At 69.1% G+C, this 17037-nt stretch carries 12 protein-coding genes; 6 read left to right on the top strand and 6 right to left on the bottom strand.

Features of this window, described 5'->3' with window-relative positions:
• Positions 1-560 precede the first annotated feature (560 nt).
• The gene (locus tag VF632_RS10415) at positions 561-1250 is read right to left on the bottom strand and encodes an HAD hydrolase-like protein (RefSeq protein WP_331022819.1); all 690 of its coding nucleotides are present in this window, start codon (positions 1248-1250) and stop codon (positions 561-563) included.
• 9 nt (positions 1251-1259) lie between these two features.
• Here VF632_RS10415 and VF632_RS10410 point away from each other — a divergent pair, with 9 nt between their 5' ends.
• Positions 1260-2444: a GGDEF domain-containing protein gene (locus VF632_RS10410; RefSeq protein WP_331022818.1), complete on the top strand. Its 1185-nt coding sequence runs from the start codon at positions 1260-1262 to the stop codon at positions 2442-2444.
• 7 nt (positions 2445-2451) lie between these two features.
• On the opposite strand, the gene VF632_RS10405 is transcribed toward VF632_RS10410, so the two are convergent.
• Together VF632_RS10405 and VF632_RS10400 are read right to left on the bottom strand one after the other, a co-directional pair.
• Positions 2452-3105 carry a diguanylate cyclase domain-containing protein gene (locus VF632_RS10405; RefSeq protein ID WP_331022817.1) on the bottom strand — a complete coding sequence of 218 codons (654 nt, stop codon included), beginning with the start codon at positions 3103-3105 and terminating at the stop codon, positions 2452-2454.
• 170 nt (positions 3106-3275) lie between these two features.
• Entirely contained in the window at positions 3276-4859 is a 1584-nt protein-coding gene (locus VF632_RS10400; RefSeq protein WP_331022816.1) for a S8 family serine peptidase, read from the bottom strand.
• Positions 4860-5478: 619 nt separating this feature from the next.
• Here VF632_RS10400 and VF632_RS10395 point away from each other — a divergent pair.
• Positions 5479-6741: a S8 family peptidase gene (locus VF632_RS10395; RefSeq protein ID WP_331022815.1), complete on the top strand. Its 1263-nt coding sequence runs from the start codon at positions 5479-5481 to the stop codon at positions 6739-6741.
• 81 nt (positions 6742-6822) lie between these two features.
• Here the strand turns inward: VF632_RS10395 and VF632_RS10390 are convergent, their stop codons facing one another.
• Positions 6823-8466 carry a glycosyltransferase gene (locus tag VF632_RS10390; protein WP_331022814.1) on the bottom strand — a complete coding sequence of 548 codons (1644 nt, stop codon included), beginning with the start codon at positions 8464-8466 and terminating at the stop codon, positions 6823-6825.
• Positions 8467-8621: 155 nt separating this feature from the next.
• Between VF632_RS10390 and VF632_RS10385 the strand changes: the two genes are divergently transcribed.
• Entirely contained in the window at positions 8622-9407 is a 786-nt protein-coding gene (locus tag VF632_RS10385) for a L,D-transpeptidase (RefSeq protein WP_331022813.1), read from the top strand.
• 275 nt (positions 9408-9682) lie between these two features.
• Here the strand turns inward: VF632_RS10385 and VF632_RS10380 are convergent, their stop codons facing one another.
• Positions 9683-11467, bottom strand: a complete 1785-nt coding sequence (locus tag VF632_RS10380; protein WP_331022812.1) for an ATP-binding protein — start codon at positions 11465-11467, stop codon at positions 9683-9685.
• Positions 11468-11794: 327 nt separating this feature from the next.
• Between VF632_RS10380 and VF632_RS10375 the strand changes: the two genes are divergently transcribed.
• Together VF632_RS10375 and VF632_RS10370 are read left to right on the top strand one after the other, a co-directional pair.
• The gene (locus tag VF632_RS10375) at positions 11795-13231 is read left to right on the top strand and encodes an NAD(P)/FAD-dependent oxidoreductase (protein WP_349263989.1); all 1437 of its coding nucleotides are present in this window, start codon (positions 11795-11797) and stop codon (positions 13229-13231) included.
• 542 nt (positions 13232-13773) lie between these two features.
• Positions 13774-15846, top strand: coding sequence for a tetratricopeptide repeat protein (locus VF632_RS10370; protein WP_331022810.1), 2073 nt, complete (start codon positions 13774-13776; stop codon positions 15844-15846).
• A gap of 108 nt (positions 15847-15954) precedes the next feature.
• On the opposite strand, the gene VF632_RS10365 is transcribed toward VF632_RS10370, so the two are convergent.
• Positions 15955-16290, bottom strand: coding sequence for a helix-turn-helix domain-containing protein (locus tag VF632_RS10365; RefSeq protein WP_331022809.1), 336 nt, complete (start codon positions 16288-16290; stop codon positions 15955-15957).
• A gap of 99 nt (positions 16291-16389) precedes the next feature.
• Here VF632_RS10365 and VF632_RS10360 point away from each other — a divergent pair, with 99 nt between their 5' ends.
• Positions 16390-17007, top strand: coding sequence for a nitroreductase family protein (locus VF632_RS10360; RefSeq protein WP_331022808.1), 618 nt, complete (start codon positions 16390-16392; stop codon positions 17005-17007).
• Positions 17008-17037: the final 30 nt, after the last annotated feature.

Genomic DNA, 17037 nt, shown 5'->3' with positions numbered 1-17037 from the left:
GGAGCGTAGGTTTGAGGCCGCGTCAAACCCGTCGTCGACGTAGGAGTGTGTGGCGTCTACGCACCGGAATGCGCGCTGCTCCGTCTCCCGAGTGGACGCAGATGAGGGCCAAACCCCTGCTGTCACCTTGGTTTTGTGCGTCCCTGGCCCGATACAAAGATGTGGGTAATGGGTAGCGCAAGCGGGCGAGGGGGAGAATTCGACCGCACGCCGCCTGCCCGCCGCGCACGCTGTCATCCCGATGGAGCGGCCCCGGAATACCGTCCGCCACACCGATGACGGCAGCGACTGAGGGATCCGCCACACACTGCGCGCGACGCGACACTGCTCCGGAAACCTCACATCGATCGTGCATCGGCCAACGGCCGAACGGCGCTGGAGTCGTGACGAAAGGACGGCGTCGCGGAGGGCGGTGTGTGTGGCGGATCCCTCAGTCGCTGCGGATTCCGGTGTGACGGAAGGCTCGGCGTGGCCGCTCCGTCGGGATGACATCGTGTGACTTCGGCAGGTGCGGCGCGACTCACGTAGTGTGTGGCGGATTCATCCGCTCCGCCGCGCGCCTACTCGCTGATCGCGCGCCAGACGGCTTCCGTGTCGGACAGGTCGGCTAACAGGTGGTCGGGGCCGCAGGCTGCCAGTTCGTCCATCGTGTGCCCGCCCGTGGCCACCGCCAGGGTGCGCACCCCCAGGTGCGCGCCGCAGGAGATGTCGAACGGCGTGTCGCCCACGATCACCACCTCCTTGCCCTGGTAGCCGATGCCCGTCAGCTCGCGGGCGCGCTCGATGGCGATGGCCGGGAGTTCCGGCCGCTGCCAGTGATCCGAGCCGTACGCGCCCACGCGAAAGCGCTCGAAGGGAAGCCCCGCCGCCTCCACCTTGAGCCGCGCGCCCTCCACCACGTTCCCCGTCAGCAGACCCAGCACGGTTTCCGGATGGAACGCGTGGATGCGCTCCAGCAGCCCGGGTACGCCCGGCAGCGCCTTCACCCGGCCGGTGATGTCGTGGCGCAGCCCCTCGACGTACATCGGCCACAGCGCATCGAAACCGGCCTCGATCTCCGCCTCGCCGACCCCCACGCCGCCCAGCAGCTCGCGTACGATCTGCGGATCGGTGCGCCCGCCCATCCGGTATCCGTCCAGCCGCCCCGTCTGGCCGTACACCTTCACCATGGCGGTGGCGATGGCACGGCGGCCCGCGCCGCCCGCGTCCAGCAGGGTCCCGTCGATGTCGAAAAGAATCAGCCGCCGCATCCTCGTTCCATGGAAAAGGTTGCGGCGCCCGCCACGCACGCCCCGCGCCGCGCCCGCGGCACGTATCTTTCCACACTTCTGTCGCTTGTGCCGGACCCCATCGATGCATGGACGACAATGGACCAGGACCGCCGCCAGAAGCAGCACGGCCTTGCCCTCGCCACCAGCGGCCTGGCGCTGGCGCTGGCGGTGATCGCCATGCTCGACGTCATGGAATACGCCCACATCGCGACGGTGGAGTGGGCGCTGCTGGTGGCCGTGGCGGGCGTGGTGCTGGGGTCGGTGTGGGTGCTCCTGGCTCGCGGCGGGCGGCTGTGGCGCGGGTGGGACCCCCACTTCGTGCTGGTTCCCTCGCTGGCCACCGCGCTGCTGCTGAGCGCCATGGTGCGCACGGCGCCCGAGGTGCGGATGCTGGTGCTGGTGGTGTGGCCGGTGGTGCTGATCTTTTGCGCCGGGTACATCGGCTTTCGCGCGGCCGCGCTGCTCAGCGCGCTGATGACGGCCGGCTACCTGGGCGCGGTGGTGTGGGCGGGGCTTCCCGGCACGCGGCTGGGGGTGGAGGCGCTGGTGGGCGGCGTGTTCCTGGTGACGTCGCTGTACGCCTGCGTGGTGCTGTCGCGCATCCGCAAACAGCGGCTGGAGCTGGCGGCGGCGCGCGCCGAGCTGTCGCGGCTGGCGCTGACCGACTCGCTGACGGGGCTGGCCAACCGGCGCCACTTCGACCACGTGGTGGCCGCCGAAACGTCGCGGCGCGAGCGGCACGGCGGCGCGCTGAGCCTGGCCATCCTGGACGTGGACCACTTCAAGCACTACAACGACCGCTTCGGCCACCCGGCGGGCGACACGGCGCTGCAGGAGTTCGCCCGCATGCTGCGCGAGCACGTGCGCGTGCACGACACCGTGGCGAGGGTGGGGGGCGAGGAGTTCGCGGTGGTGATGGTGGGCGCCGACGCCGACACGGCCTGCGCCGTGGCCGAGCGGCTGCGCCGGTTCGTGGCACTGCACCGCTTCGCGGGCGGGGCGCACCTGTCCGTAAGCATCGGCGTAGCCACCGCGCCCGACGACGGCTCCGACGCGTCGGAGCTGGTGCGCTCCGCCGACCGCGCGCTGTACCTGGCCAAGGCCGCCGGCCGCGATACCGTGGTGGCCGCAGCCGAGGACGGATCCGCGGCGCTCGCCTCGCGCCCGGGCTGAGGCGGGCTCAGGCGGCCGGCGCCACGCCCACGGCCCCGGAGCCCACCCGCTGCATGGCCACGTAGGCCTGCCACAGGATGGTGCCGGGGTCGCTGTTCCCCGCGGGCACCGCCACGCCGATGCTGGCGCTCAGCGGCACGGCGCCGCCCTGCACCGCCGACGCCAGCTCCCGCTGAATCCGCTCGGCCACTGCCTGGGCGTCTTCCGCGGCGTGCAGCCCGTCGAGCAGCACGGTGAATTCGCCGCCCCCCGCGTACCCCACCGTGTCGATTTCCCGCAGGCTCACCCCCAGGCGCCGCGCCAGCTCGGGCACGTGCGCCTCCTTGTCGTCCGACGTCCGCACGTACAGCACGCCGAACAGCAGCTTGTGCCGCCGGTGGCGCGCGGCCGCGTGGCGCAGCCGGTCCCAGAACAGGATGCGGCTGGCCAGCCCGGTGCGCGGGTCCAGCAGCACGTCGGCCAGCTCCGACCACGTTCGCGAGAACGCCTCGCGGGCGGCCGCGGACTCGGGCTCAATGGGAGCGGGGGGCGCCTGGGCAGCCAGCGCCCGCAGCACCTCGTCCACGTTCTGCTGCGCCTGGCTCACCAGGCGCTGGCGGATTTCAGTGGCCTGCGAAGCGACCCGGTCCTCGGAGCCGGTGGTCGGGTGGGGCTCGGTCACGAATGCGGCTTGGGACGAGGGAGCACAACCGGCGCATCCTGTTGCGCATGCCGTCATACTGGGACGCGGGGCCCGTCTGCGCAAACTCGCGGGCGTCGGAAAAAGGATTGGCCCGGCCGGGAGCATCCCCGGCCGGGCCGTCCGTCCCCTCCCGAATCAGCGGATCGCCGTCAGGGGCTGGTGTACACGTAGCCCGCGACGCCCTGGTCGTAGTAGCCCAGGTACCACTGCGCGTTCTGCCCCTCCCAGTAGTCCGTCGTGTAGAACGTGTTGCCGGTGCTGGGCTGGTACAGGCGGTACAGGGGAGTGGTGCCGGCAACCTGCCAGTTGGCGATGTAGCCCAGCAGGTACTCGTTGGTGTAGCCCTCGCACCCCGGGTCGGTGGACATGAAGTGGTCACCCGTCCACATGTTGTAGCAGCGGTAGAACGCCGAGTGGTTCCCGTCGCCCGCGTTGTTCAGCCAGAAGTAGTTCTGGAATTCCAGGTGGTACCATCCGTACGCCTCCCACGGGTCCACGCCGTACATGTGGTCGCCGTTGGAGTTGGCGTACAGGCGGTGGATCCCCGTGCGGCTGGCCGGAGGCGTTCCCTGCCCGGTGTACAGCAGCAGGTTGGGCGTGCCCGGCGTTACCCCCGACAGGCGGTTGGGCGTGGCGGTGTTCACGATGTGGGCGTTCACCGTGTACGGCGAGGCCCACGGGTCGCCCTCCAGGTACAGCGCCGCCGCGCCCGCCACGTGCGGCGAGGCCATCGACGTGCCGCTCATGCTGGTGGTGCCGCCGTACAGCATGGCCGAGGTGATGTCCTCGCCCGGCGCGTACAGGTCTACGCACTGCCCCACGCTGCTGAAGTAGGCCTGCCCGTCCCACTGGTTGCTGGCCGCCACCGTCAGCGCGTCGGGCGAGCTGGCGGGCGAGTACCAGCACGCGTCGTCGCCGTAGCCGTTGCCCGCGGCCACGGCCACGGTGACGCCCGACCAGACCAGGTTCTGGATGGCGTCGTTCACGGCCTGCATGTAGCCACCGCCCAGCGACAGGTTGGCCACCGCCGGCGTGGGGTGCGTGTAGCGAACCCAGTCGATGCCCGCGATTACCCCGCTCCAGCTGCCCCAGCCGCCGCAGTCCAGCACGCGCACGGCCACCAGGCTCACCGACTTGGCCACGCCGTAGTTGGCGCCGCCCACCGTTCCCGCCACGTGCGTTCCGTGCCCGTGGCAGTCTTCGGCGTTGCCGCCAAAGTCGTCGTAGCCGCCCCACGCACGTCCGCCGAAGTCCCAGTGCGAGGTCTCGATGCCCGTGTCGATGATGTACGCGGTGACGCCGGCGCCGGTGCGGGTGTAGGAGTAGTTGCCATCCAGCGGCAGGTCGCGCTGGTCAACGCGGTCCAGCCCCCAGCTGGCGGCCACCAGCCCCACCTTCTGGTCCTGCTCCACGTACTTCACGCGGGGATTGCGGCGGATGGCCTCTACCGCGGCCGCCGGCAGGGTGGCCGAGAAGCCCTTGATGGCGTGCTGGTAGGTGTGGTGCACGGTGCCGCCGTGCGCCGCCGCCAGCTGCCGGGCCAGCCCCGGCGCGTCGGACACGTCCTTGTTGAAGACGACGACGTAGCGGTCGGGTATCACCTGCCTGCCGCGCCCCGCCTGCCGGGCCTCGGACGGCGCGCCGGGCGCCAGGTCGGGCGCGGTGGGGTCGTCGGAGCACGCCGCGAGCGAGAGAGAGAACGCCACGGCCGCAAAGAGGTGCCTGCTGCGCATCAGCATACTGCCCTTCCCTCCGAATGCACCCCGGGTGCATGGACGCTCCAGGCCCGTCCCGGGGTGAGTGCCCGGGCCAGGAACGGGACGGTGTCGGCCGCCCGGAAAAGCTCTTCTTCGATCGGCGGAACGCGGGCCGGCTCCAGATATCAATCGCGTCGCATTATGTGCCTGCACTCTACGAGGGGATCATCCCGCGCGCAAGGTTTTCGTAAAAGACGAAATCCTCCCTCGACTCGCTGAACGCCGAAAGTGTAGCAGGCTTGCCGAATATTCTTCCCCTCACCTGCATTGATCTCGCCTCTAATTGTTGACTTTGTTCGCCGTGCGCAGGCAAATGGTTATGCGACAAGCACATCCACACCTGGAACGCGACGGTGGCGAGGAGGCGAGTGCGTAGAATAGCGATTCTCCTGCTCTATTCTGAGGCGTGATGCTGAACAATGTTTCACAAAAACAGGGCAATGACCTGACCCCGGTAAAAGGTGCAAAGTTGTAAGTCGTTGCTGGAGCGTTGCTTGCGCTTGTGTGTCCATCCGGTACACGCCGTGCCTTTACCGGATGCCGACCGCGGCGCATGGCGCGCCGCCGATGGTCCCCATCTCTTCCAGGAGTACGCATGCGCCGGACGTTCGCTTTCGCCGCCTTTGCCGCCACCCTCGCGGCCTGCGGTGACCAGACCAGCCCGGTGGCCCCCGCCGGCCCCGTGAACCTGTTGCAGGACAACAGCATCATCCCCGGCCGCTATATCGTCACCCTCAGCGACGACGTCGATCCGCTGCCGATTGCGCTGCAGTACGGCATTCGCCCCGACTACGTGTACGAGAGCGTGCTCACGGGCTTCGCGGGCAACATCGGCAGCGTGGCGCTCGAGGCGTTGAAGCTGGACGGCCGCGTGCGGAGGATCGAGCCCGACGGCCGCACCACCGCGTACAACACCACGCAGGCGGCCGCCACCTGGGGGCTGGACCGCATCGACCAGCGGGCGCTTCCGCTGAACACCACGTACAACTACGTCAGCACCGGCGCGGGCGTCACCGCGTACATCGTGGACACCGGCATCCGCTACGACCACGCCGAGTTCGGCGGCCGCGCCACCTTCGGCGTGGACGTGATGGCCGACAGCGCCACCATGCGCGGCGGCGACTGCAACGGGCACGGAACCCACGTGGCGGGCACGGTGGGCGGCTCCACCTACGGGGTGGCCAAGAACGTGTCGCTGGTGGCGGTTCGCGTGCTTGACTGCGCCGGCAGCGGCTCGTTCTCGGGCATCATCGCCGGCATGGACTGGATCGCGCAGAACGGGCGGCTTCCGGCGGTGGCCAACATGTCCATCGGCGGGCTGGTTCCGCAGCGCAGCGCCTCGGTGGACCAGGCCACCAGCAACCTGATCGCCGCCGGCGTCACGCTGGCGCTGGCCGCGGGCAACGGCGTTCCCAACGGCGGCGTGGGCATCGATGCCTGCAACGGCTCGCCGGGCGGGCACCCGCTGGCCATCACGGTGGGCGCCAGCGACAAGACCGACACCCGCACCGTGTGGAGCAACTTCGGCAGCTGCGTGACCCTCTTTGCCCCGGGCAGCGGCATCATGTCGGCCGACTTCGCCAGCGCGACGGGCGCCAAGTCGCTGAGCGGCACCTCGATGGCCTCGCCGCACGTGGCGGGCGTGGCGGCCCTGTACCTTCAGGGTGCGCCGGGCGCCTCGCCGGCGACCGTCAAGCAGGCCCTGTTCGACGCCAGCACCAGGACGGTCGTGCAGCTTTCGCTGAGCACCAACAACCACGTGGTGTACAGCCTGGTGCCCACCCCGGTGATTCCGCCCACCGAGACCGGCTCCACCCCCTGCACGCCCAAGAACAAGAACAAGGGCACCTGCAAGTAGGCCTCTGGCCGGTTGCGGGATGAACGAAAGGGGCCGGCGCGATGCGCCGGCCCCTTCTTCGTGCGTGAGTGCGGAGAGCGGCTACAGCGCGTTCAGCTCGGTGAAGAGCTTGCGGGCCACGCTGCGCCAGTCGTAGTGGTCGCGGGCCACGCGGTAGAGCGCGTCCTTGTGGCGCTCGCCCATCTCCAGCGCCAGCGGCACGTGGCGGACGATGTCGGCCACGGTGCGCTCCGGGGCCGCGTCCAGCTTCATCGCCTCGGCGTCCTCCGCCGGAAGCGCCTGGGCCACGGAGTCGATGCTGGCCTTCATCCCCGCGAAGTAGGTGCCCAGGGGAAAGGCGCCCGACGCCAGCGCCTCCAGGAACACCAGCGGCCCCGCCTCCTTGACCACGGAGGGGAAGACGGCCGCGTCGCAGCAGGGGAAGAGGTGGTGCAGCTCGCGGTGCGTCAGGTAGCCCGTGAACAGCACTGTTTCCGGCCGCAGGTGCTTTTGCGCGGCGGCGTAGTACGCATCCAGCTCCCCGCGCTCGCGCAGCTGCTCCAGGTACAGCGCCACCTGCGTCAGCTCTTCGCCCTCGGACTCGCCCTCCGGCGACCCTTCCAGCACGCGGCCGTGGGCCACGATCAGGTCCACCAGGGCCCGCTCCCCCTCGCGCAGGGCCCAGAGCAACGCCTCCAGCACCTCGCGTAGCGGGCCGTGCCCCACGACGATCACCCGCAGGTCCGGCCGCTTTTCCAGGATCAGCGGCAGGGCGGCGACCACGCTCTGGATTCCCTTGCTGCTGATCAGCCGGCCGACGAAGAGCAGCGTGGGCTCGCTCGCCCAGTCCACCGCGTTCAGCCTGGCCTCCAGCCCCTCGTCCGGCGTCTTGCCCTCGTACCGCTGAGCATCGGCGAACACGGCGCGCAGCTCGTCCACCGTCATGTCGCCCCGCAGCCGGCCCAGCATCTCCGTTTCCTGCGCGGGAACGCGGCCGCGCTTCATCCCCGCGAGCGCCTCCGCGAGCCGGGCGACGTTGCCGGGGCGCTCGGACCGGGCGATGGGCTCGAACTGGCTGGTGTCGACGCCTAGGTGAAGCTCGGAGAACTTCGCTTCCAGGTCCGGAACCGCGCCCAGGATGCCGCGCACCCGGTCGCGCATCTCGCCGCCGATGGCGAACACGCGCCGCGCGGAGGTGAACGCGCCCAGCGCCAGCCGGTGGAACCGCTCGTCGCGCTTGACGGCAAACTCCAGCGCGCTTCCGTGCGGCATCACGGCGAAGGGAACGCCCGTCTCCTCGCTCACCCGCTGCGCCACCACCGACATCAGCACCGCGTGGTTGGCGTGGATGGCCGTGATGCCGTTCTCGGCGACGATGCGGCGCAGCGCGCGGACGTTGCGGTCCACGTAGGCCTCCACCGCCTCGTCGTCGAGGTCGACCATCGGCACCACGTTGGGGAACTCCTCGTACTTGTCCCACACGTACACCGGCAGGGTGTCGCCCAGCACCGGCTTGTGAAGCACGCAGCACCCCGGGTGCTCCGCGTCGGCGCGGTAGAACGTCTCCGCGGGCTCGTCGCCCCGGTAGCGGCGCGCCTCGGTGATGAACGAGTAGCGCTCGGGGTGGTTCTCCTGCGCCATCAGGTGAACGTTGTGGCCTTCCCTGCACAGCGACTCCACGATGGAGCGCGTCCACAGGTTGCTTCCCGAGCCTTCCAGCAGGTATCCGTGAAGGATGCAGATCATCGTAAGCCTCGTGCGCGGTGGGGTGGGACGCGTCGCACGGTCGCAAGGACGCGGCCAGAGATGGATGCGCTGAACCCATCGGATGATCCGCGGTCTGCCGTGGCGGCGCACGCCTTGCTTGGGCACCTGCGGCAAACCTCGAAAAGGAGCGATGGATGCTGCGAAGCTGGATAGGAACGGCGCTGGCCGGCGCGCTGCTGATGACGGCGGGATGCACGGTCAAGGACAGCTCTGACGAACCCGCCAACACGGGCGACGCGGCCGCCGCGGCGCCCGCGCAGCCGCAGGCCCAGACCCCCGCGGCCCAGCCCGCCCCCCCGCCCATGCCGCCGCCCGACCTGCGGCTGGAGGTGAACGTGGGCGAGCGCAAGCTGTACGTGTACCGCAACGACCAGGTAGTCAGCACGCACGCCATCGCCGTGGGCACGGACGAGTGGCCCACGCGCACGGGCGAGTGGACCGTCGGCCAGGTGGTGTTCAACCCGCGCTGGACGCCGCCCACGGACGAGGAGTGGGCCAAGGACGAAGAGGTGGCGGAGCCGGGCGACGCCGACAACCCGCTCGGGCGCATTCAGATGGTGTACGATCCACCGCGCTCCATCCACGGCACCAACGAGCCGGAGTCGCTGGGCAAGGCGGCGTCGCACGGCTCTATCCGCATCTCCAACGCCGACGGGCTGCGGGTGGCGCGCATGGTCATGCAGTCCGGCGGCGCGGCCAAGGACGACGCGTGGATCCAGCGCGTGCAGGCCAATCGCACGGAGCGGGTGGAGGTGGCCATCCCCAACCCCATCCCCATCCGCGTGGTCTCCGGCGGCGACACCGAGAGCTCGTACCGGCCTGGAGAGAGCAACAAGGGACAGAGCGGGTCGGGCGAGCAGGAGAAGGACAAGAGCGGCTCGCGTGAGAAGGAGAAAGAAAAGAGCGGCTCCGGGGCCTGACACACGGGCGGAACAATGGAGCGGAGCCGGCGGGATGATCCCCCCGCCGGCTCCGCCGCTATTGTCTCCCCAAGCTCTGAGGTCCAACCCCAAGCTCTGAGGTCTAACCCCAAGCTCTGAGGTCTAACCCCAAGCTCTAAGGTCTAACTCCAAGCTCTGAGGTCTAACTCCAAGCTCTGAGGTCTAACCCCAAGCTCTAAGGTCTAACCCAAAGCTCTAAGGTCTAACTCCTAAGCTAAGGTCTAAACCCAAGCTCTAACGTCTGAGCACAGCCTTCAACTAGCCACGTGAGACGAGTCACCAGCTAAGTACCGCTGGTGAGGGTGCGTCGGACGTTCTGGGTATCGGTACTGAAGTGCTCGTTGTTTCACGAGATCTTGTACAATGCCCCGCATCCCGCTCCTCGTATACCCAAGAAGCTCCTCAAGCTCTTCCAAGGCGAGCGGCATACGCCTGCAGAGTGCGACGATCGTGCGGTCACGTTCCAATCGTGCAGGGCGCTTCCTCTGCCGAAGGGCATCACGCAGAGGTCGGGCAAGGTTTACCATTTCATCCCACTCCTCGGGCGAGATGCCGATGCGCTCCGAATTGTCAGGAAGGCCTGCGTCCTCGCGGAGGTGTGGAGAAAGTTGGTACCACGTCTTCGAGCCGCCCCCCTGCGGGTCGAGGAGCCCTCGCTGACGCAATCTTCCGAGTACCGCGGTCGCATCCGCCGGGTGTACCCCCGTGAGGCTGCGCAAGCGCTGGTTATCGACCATCCCCTCATGTTTTGCGAGCACGAGCGCCAGCTGCTCCTCTTCCGTCCAATGATCGCCAAGGGATTGGAGCCAGTTGCGATCGTCCGCAGGAATGAGGTGAGCGTATCGCAGCTCGATGGTGAACTCGTATCGTTCCGTGCTCTGATGGATATCCGGAAGCTGGAAGCCCAGCTTGCGCCATAGCTGTACGATCTTGGGAATCCCCGTGCCTGCTTCTTCTGCAAGACCGATCTGCCGGAACATGCGTGCGATCGTGGGGTTCCGTGGATCTGACCGGTTGCCGATGAGCATGTCGTCTTCCGGGACGCGAGACGTACCCGGGTTGCGGAAGAGGAAACCGTCTGGTGACCGCAGAATGAGCGAGGCTTCGCTCTCCACGTAGTCGGCATGTACGAGCAGGTTGACCAGCGCCTCGCGCAGTGCAGTGTGAACCGCAGTTTGCCCACTTCGAACTTCATCCTGTAGTTCGAAGGGAGTCGGCAGGCTAACGGTTAGCCCGGGGAAGATGGTGAAGAAGGCGCCGTATAGATGGCCTTCCCAAGCGATGCGGTCCAGCCAGCGTTCATAGACATCCGTTGTGCCCGAAAGCGAGCGGAAGTCGATCAGGTGCCGTCCTCTCCATTCGCGGATCGCCTCCGGTAGCCCGAACATCAGGAGCCCCGCCCGCGTCAGCGCTTCCACCCCACTGCGTCGGTCCTTCATTGCCCCACCCAGCGATTTCAGGAACGCCCAATCGTCGAGTTCGTTCTTGGGATTCGCCGGATCGTGCGTCTGAAAGCGATTTCTGTATCCTGACAGCGCGTACCTGTCGAGATCCGCAAGCCCGAATCCTTCCAGTACCACCAGGTCGGCGTGGTCACCGGAAGCCTCGCGGATCATGCGATCGACCTCGGGCTTGCCGCATTTGTAATCCGCGGAGTGACGGCGGACGTAGGTTCCCTGGTACGGATTTCCGTTGATGTATACCGGTCGCTCGGTTCGGGGCACGGCTGGAACCCGGATGATCACCAACGCAGCGCCATCGACGTGCTCGACCGACACATCTCGCTCATCGCATACCGCGCTACTGAGCTTCTGCGGATTTCGCAGTGCATCCCAAAGCTCCTTCCGCCGCGCGTCGGCATTGGAAACGCCTTCCACCTCGAAACCGCCACTCTCGTTGACGCCGAGTACGATGCAACCGCCCCGGGTGTTTGCGAACGCACTGATGGATTCCCATACGTCGCGGGGGATTCCTCCGTGGGCACGCTTGTACTCGACCTCTACGTCTTCCGCGGGATCGAGTCTGGTCAGCAGCTGCATGAGCGTATCGGGCGGCTCATGAGAGGTGCGTCGGGTCATGGTCTTGATTCTTCCATACGCGTGAGCGGCTCGCCGCAATCTACTTCCATCCGCACCGTTCAACGAGAGTTCGTCAGGTATCACACACTCGATAAGCGGCGAGCGATCTGGCGCGATCCCTCCTTGCACAAACGAATCTGGGTCGAGTGCGATAAAGGTAGCTTTCAACATCTGGCGCAGGGGAGCGGTGCTGCTGTTGGAGGCGCCTTTCCGTTGCCCCTCGTGGTATGCGTCGTGCCGATTCCGCCGGCGTTCCGGGTGGTGTGGGAGGGCAACCGGGAGGGGTGGATGGCACGTCCGGACGCGGTGGTGGTGGGATCGGGGCCCAACGGGCTGGCGGCGGCCATCGCGCTGGCGCAGGCGGGGCGGCGCGTGGTGGTGCGCGAGGCGGCGGATACCATCGGCGGGGGGATGCGCACCGAGGAGCTGACGCTTCCCGGCTTTCACCACGACGTGTGCTCCACCGTGCACCCGCTGGGCGTGTCGTCGCCTTTTTTTCGGGCGCTGCCGCTGGCCGAGCACGGGCTGGAGTGGGTGCACTCGCCGGCCTGCCTGGCGCACCCGCAGGACGATGGCACGGTGGCCATGCTGGAGCGGTCGATGGAGGAGACCGGCGCCACGCTGGGCCCCGACGCGCGCGCCTGGAAGAAGCTGATGAACCCGTGGGTGCGCCGCTGGCTGGTGCTGGCGGAAGACGTGCTGGGCCCGCTGGAGTTTCCCGACCACCCGCTGCTGCTGGCGCGCTTTGGCGTGTACGGAATCCGGCCGGCGTACGGGCTGGCCAAGCGCCGGTTCCAGGGCGAGCTGGCGCGCGCGCTGTTCGCGGGGAACGCCGCCCACAGCATGGTGCCCCTCACCCGCTCGCCCACGGCCGCCTTCGGGCTGACGCTCGCTGCCGCGGGGCACGCCGTGGGGTGGCCCATCGCCCGCGGCGGCTCGCAAAGCATCGCGAATGCGCTGGCCTCGTACCTCCGCTCGCTGGCCGGAGAGATCGTCACGGGCGCGCCGGTGGACAACGTCGACGAGTTCCAGGGCGTGCCGCTGGTGCTGCTGGACCTGACGCCCCGTCAGGTGCTGCGGGTGGCGGGGCACCGCCTGTCGGGGCGCTACAGGCGTGCGCTGGGGCGGTTTCGCTACGGCGCGGGCTCGTTCAAGATCGACTGGGCGCTCAGCGGCCCCATCCCCTGGCGCAGCCCGGAGTGCGCGCGCGCGGCCACGGTGCACCTGGGGGGCACGCTGGACGAGATCGCGGCGTCGGAGCACGCGCCGCTGGAGGGAAAGGTTCCCGAAAAGCCGTTCGTGCTGCTGGTGCAGCCGACGCTGTTCGACCCGTCGCGCGCTCCAGCGGGAAAGCAGATCGCCTGGGCGTACTGCCACGTGCCGTTCGGGTGCGACGTCGACATGACGAAGGCGATCGAAGACCAGGTGGAGCGCTACGCACCCGGGTTCCGCGACGTGGTGCTGCACCGGAACGTGATGCCGCCCTCCGCGCTGGAGCGGCACAACCCCAACCTGGTGGGCGGCGACATCAGCGCGGGCGCCATGACGCTGCGGCAGGTGTTCTTTCGCCCGGCGCCGCGAAAGATCCCGTATTCCACGCCCGTGCCGGGGCTGTACCTGTGCTCGGCCTCTACGCCGCCGGGCGGAGCGGTACACGGGATGTGCGGCTACTACGCCGCCGAAGCCGCGCTGAAGCATCCCATCACCGCGCCCGACCACGCGTAGGAGCGCCCCGCCCCTCCCCGCACAAACGACGTGCGGAGAGGGCAGAACTTCGATCGGGTTCGACTGGACTCGGCGCAGACCTCGGCGCCCCCCATCCCCAACCCTTCCCCCGCAAACTGCGCGGGGGAAGGGAGCCAGTGCCGTGGGTCACACCGGCCTCTGCGCACCGGTCTGTCATCCTGAGCCCCAGGCGCACCTTACCAGCCCGTGCACCCTACCTCGCGGGGCGAAGGATCTAGCCTGGGCGCTTCCAAGCCCGGGCGCGGCAGCGGTCACCTGTGCTGAGGCCGCGACGTCCAGGCGTTGCGACACGGGCCCGCATACCACGGCTGCCCTCTCCCCGGCCCCTCTCCCGCAAGCGGGAGAGGGGAGAATTCGATCGCGCTTCGGCAGGTACGGCGGGTTCACCCTCCCCCGGATCTCTCGCCGTTTGCGGGCACTCCGCTTCTCGTCTAGCTTCCGCACCCATCACACGCTCTCCTCGCCGCCCCCCTTCCGTGTCCTCCGTGCCCTCCGTGTGAGGCCATCGTCTCCATCGCCCGATGAGCAAGAAAAAGCGAGCCCCCGCGCCTCCGAAAGCACCGCCCGCGGCCGAGCAGGCGCCACTCTCACCGGGGATGCGGCGGCTGTTCACCGCCATCACCGTCGCGTTGCCGTTCATCCTGCTCCTTCTGCTGGAGGTGGGGCTGCGCGTGGCGGGATATGGTGAAAGCCATCCCCTTTTCGTACGGGCGGAGGGGCGCCCGGAGTTCATGCATCCCAACCCCGACGTCGCTAAGCGTTACTTTCCCAAGGGCACCATCGTCCCGCTGCCGCACCTGGACTTCTTTCGCGCGGAGCGGCGGCCGGAAACGTTCCGCATCATCTTCCAGGGCGAGTCGTCCGCGGCCGGGTTTCCGTACCGCCACGGCGGCGCGCCCTCGCGAATGCTTCAACAGCGGCTGCAGGCCACCTTTCCCGACAGGGACATCGAGGTGGTGAACACCGCGCTCACCGCCGTCAACTCGTACACGCTGCTGGACCTGGCCGGCGAGGTCATCGCCCAGCGGCCGGACGCGGTGATGATCTACACCGGGCACAACGAGTACTACGGCGTGTTCGGCGTGGGCTCGTCGCAGTCGGCGGGGCGCGCGCGGTGGCTGACGAAGGCGTACCTGCGGCTGCGGCACCTGCGCATCGCCCAGCTGATGGGGAGCCTGTTCGGCCGGGGCGCCGCGCCCGCGGGGGAGGGCGGCGAGCCGCGGACGGTGATGGAGCTGATGGCCGGCGACCAGCGCATTCCCCTGGGCTCCGCGCGCTACCGGGAGGGCGTCGAGCAGTTCCGCGCCAACCTGCGCGAGCTGCTGGGCCGCTACCGGGCCGCGGGAATCCCCGTGTTCATCGGCACGGTGGCGAGCAACGAGCGCGACCAGCCGCCCTTCGTCAGCGGCCTTGCGCCGGGCACGGACTCAGCGGCGTGGGGACGCGCCTACCGTGCCGGACTCGAGGCGATGGGGCGGGGCGACCCTGCGGGGGCGGAGCGTGCACTGCGCGAGGCGGTACGGATGGACAGCACCGCGGCGGACGCGTTGTACGCGTTGGGGCGGGTCTACAACGCCCGGGGCGATGCCGGCCGGGCGCGCGTTCACTACCGCGCCGCCAAGGAGGCCGACCAGCTCCGCTTCCGTGCGCCGGAAGCGCTGAACCGGGTGATCCGCGAAGAAGCCGCCCGCCACGGGGCGACGGTGGTGGAAACGCAGCGCGCACTGGAGCGGGCCGCGCCTGGGGGGTCCATCGGGGGCACGCTGATGCTGGAGCACCTTCACCCCAACGTGGACGGCTACTTCCTGATCGCCGACGCGTTCTACGAGGCGCTGAGGGCGCGGCGGATGATCGGGCCGTGGACCCGCCCCGTCCTGGCGGCGGAGGCGCGGCGCGCCGTTCCGGTGACGGCGGCGGACTCGCTGGTGGGGGTGTTCCGGGCAGACCGCGTGCGCTCGGGATGGCCGTTCCGTCCGCGGGGCACCCGGGCCACGCCGTTGGTCGACACGTTGCAGCCGCGCACGCCCGAAGAGCAGCTCGCGCAGGCGATGGTGGGCGGATCGCTCCCCTGGCCCGAAGCGATGGACCGCCTGCGCGGCCACTACGAGCAGACCGGCCAGTGGGAGCAGGCGCTGCGCGTGGCCCGCGCGCTGGCGCAGGAGTACCGCACCGAGCCGCGCCCGCTGCTGGACGGCGGGCGCATCGCCTACACACTGGGGCGCTACGACGAAGCGCTGGGCTGGTTCCAGGCCGCCAACGCCCGCGAAGAGAGCTCCGAAAGCCTGCGGCTGATCGGCGTGATCCTGCTGCGGAAGAACGACCACGCGGCCGCGCTGGCGCACCTTCGCCGCGCGGCCATGCTGGATCCCGGCGACCAGCGCCTTGCGCAGGCGCTCCGCGCCGCCGAGGCCCTCCCCGGCCTGGAGCAGCAGCGCACCCGCACCCCGGGCGACGCCAGCCTGCTGTACAACCTCGCCACCGTCTACGCGCTCACCTACCAGTACGAAAAGGCGAAGTCCACCCTCGCCGACCTCCGCCGCGTGAGCCCCGCGCATCCGGGCGCGGACAGGCTCCAAGCTCAGCTCCCGCCCTGAAACAGAAAGCCTCACACGGAGGGCACGGAGTACACGGAGGAGGGGAGGGGAAGGAGGCCCCCCTGCAGTTCCTCTGTGACCTCCGTGCCCTCCGTGTGAAACCCGCAGTTACTCCGCATTAGCAGGCGCCTGGGCCAGCCAGTCGTGCGCCCAGGTGCCCAGCGCGTCCACCGCCGCGGCCAGCGCGCGGCCCTTGTCGGTCAGGGCGTACTCCACCCGCACCGGCGTGTCGGGAATCACGCTGCGCTCCACGATTCCTTCTGCCTCCAGCTCGCGCAGCCGCTCCGAGAGCATCCGGTCGGTGATCTCGGGAATGGCCGCGCGCAGCCCCGCGAACCGGCAGCGCTGGTTCAGCAGGACAAAGATGATGGCGCCCGTCCAGCGCCGGCCGATCAGCTCGACGGCGCGGTGAAAGTGCGGGCATAGACGAGTGGCGTCGCTCATGGCTGCCAGGATAGACGAAGGGCGCAGTTGACGCAATCAACTTCTTTTTGTATAGTTGCTACTGGAAAGATATCACACGAGTTCCACCGGGAGCAAGCCATGAGCACCACTACCGACCTGTTGAACGTGCGAGACGCGGCCCTGCAGCGCCGCTCCATCCGCGCGTTCGAACCGCTGCCCATTCCGCGCGAGGACCTCGACGGCATCCTGGACGTGGTTCGCCTGGCGCCCTCGGCGTTCAACGTGCAGCCCTGGCGCTTCGTGATCGTCGAAACCCCCGAGCTCAAGGCGCAGCTGGCGGCGGCGGCCTTCAACCAGCGGCAGGTGCATTCCGCCCCCGCGGTCATCGTGCTGTACAGCGACATGCAGGACGCGCTGGCCACCATCGACGAGACGATCCACCCCGGGATGGACGCCGTGCAGCGCGCCACCACGCGGCAGACCATCCTGCGCTCGTTCCAGGGGCAGAGCCCGGACCAGCGCGAGGCGTGGGGGGCGGCGCAGGCGCACATCGCCCTCGGGTACCTGCTGCTGGCGGCGGAGGCGCATGGCTACCAGACTTCGCCCATGGCCGGGTTCGACGCCGAAGCCGTCAAGCGCCTGCTGAACCTGCCCGAGAACGCGCGCGTCCCGGCGCTGGTGGCCATCGGCCGCGGCACCGAAGAGGGCTTCCCCCACCACCGCCACGCGCTGGAGCGCATCGCCCGCGCCGCCTGACGTGCCGGGCGAGCACCGACGAACGAGGAA

Origin of the sequence: Longimicrobium sp., from assembly GCF_036388275.1 — a bacterium.
Lineage (GTDB): Bacteria > Gemmatimonadota > Gemmatimonadetes > Longimicrobiales > Longimicrobiaceae > Longimicrobium.
The sequence above is the reverse complement of the archived record's forward strand: the minus strand, read 5'-3'. Positions and strand labels throughout refer to the sequence as shown.

Bases quoted from the DNA above. Each gene is read 5' to 3' on its own strand.
- VF632_RS10415 (WP_331022819.1), bottom strand. From the start codon at position 1,250: ATGCGGCGGCTGATTCTTTTCGACATCGACGGGACCCTGCTGGACGCG.
- VF632_RS10410 (WP_331022818.1), top strand. From the start codon at position 1,260: ATGGAAAAGGTTGCGGCGCCCGCCACGCACGCCCCGCGCCGCGCCCGC.
- VF632_RS10400 (WP_331022816.1), bottom strand. From the start codon at position 4,859: ATGCGCAGCAGGCACCTCTTTGCGGCCGTGGCGTTCTCTCTCTCGCTC.
- VF632_RS10395 (WP_331022815.1), top strand. From the start codon at position 5,479: ATGCGCCGGACGTTCGCTTTCGCCGCCTTTGCCGCCACCCTCGCGGCC.
- VF632_RS10390 (WP_331022814.1), bottom strand. From the start codon at position 8,466: ATGATCTGCATCCTTCACGGATACCTGCTGGAAGGCTCGGGAAGCAAC.
- VF632_RS10385 (WP_331022813.1), top strand. From the start codon at position 8,622: ATGCTGCGAAGCTGGATAGGAACGGCGCTGGCCGGCGCGCTGCTGATG.
- VF632_RS10380 (WP_331022812.1), bottom strand. From the start codon at position 11,467: ATGCAGCTGCTGACCAGACTCGATCCCGCGGAAGACGTAGAGGTCGAG.
- VF632_RS10375 (WP_349263989.1), top strand. From the start codon at position 11,795: ATGGCACGTCCGGACGCGGTGGTGGTGGGATCGGGGCCCAACGGGCTG.
- VF632_RS10370 (WP_331022810.1), top strand. From the start codon at position 13,774: ATGAGCAAGAAAAAGCGAGCCCCCGCGCCTCCGAAAGCACCGCCCGCG.
- VF632_RS10365 (WP_331022809.1), bottom strand. From the start codon at position 16,290: ATGAGCGACGCCACTCGTCTATGCCCGCACTTTCACCGCGCCGTCGAG.
- VF632_RS10360 (WP_331022808.1), top strand. From the start codon at position 16,390: ATGAGCACCACTACCGACCTGTTGAACGTGCGAGACGCGGCCCTGCAG.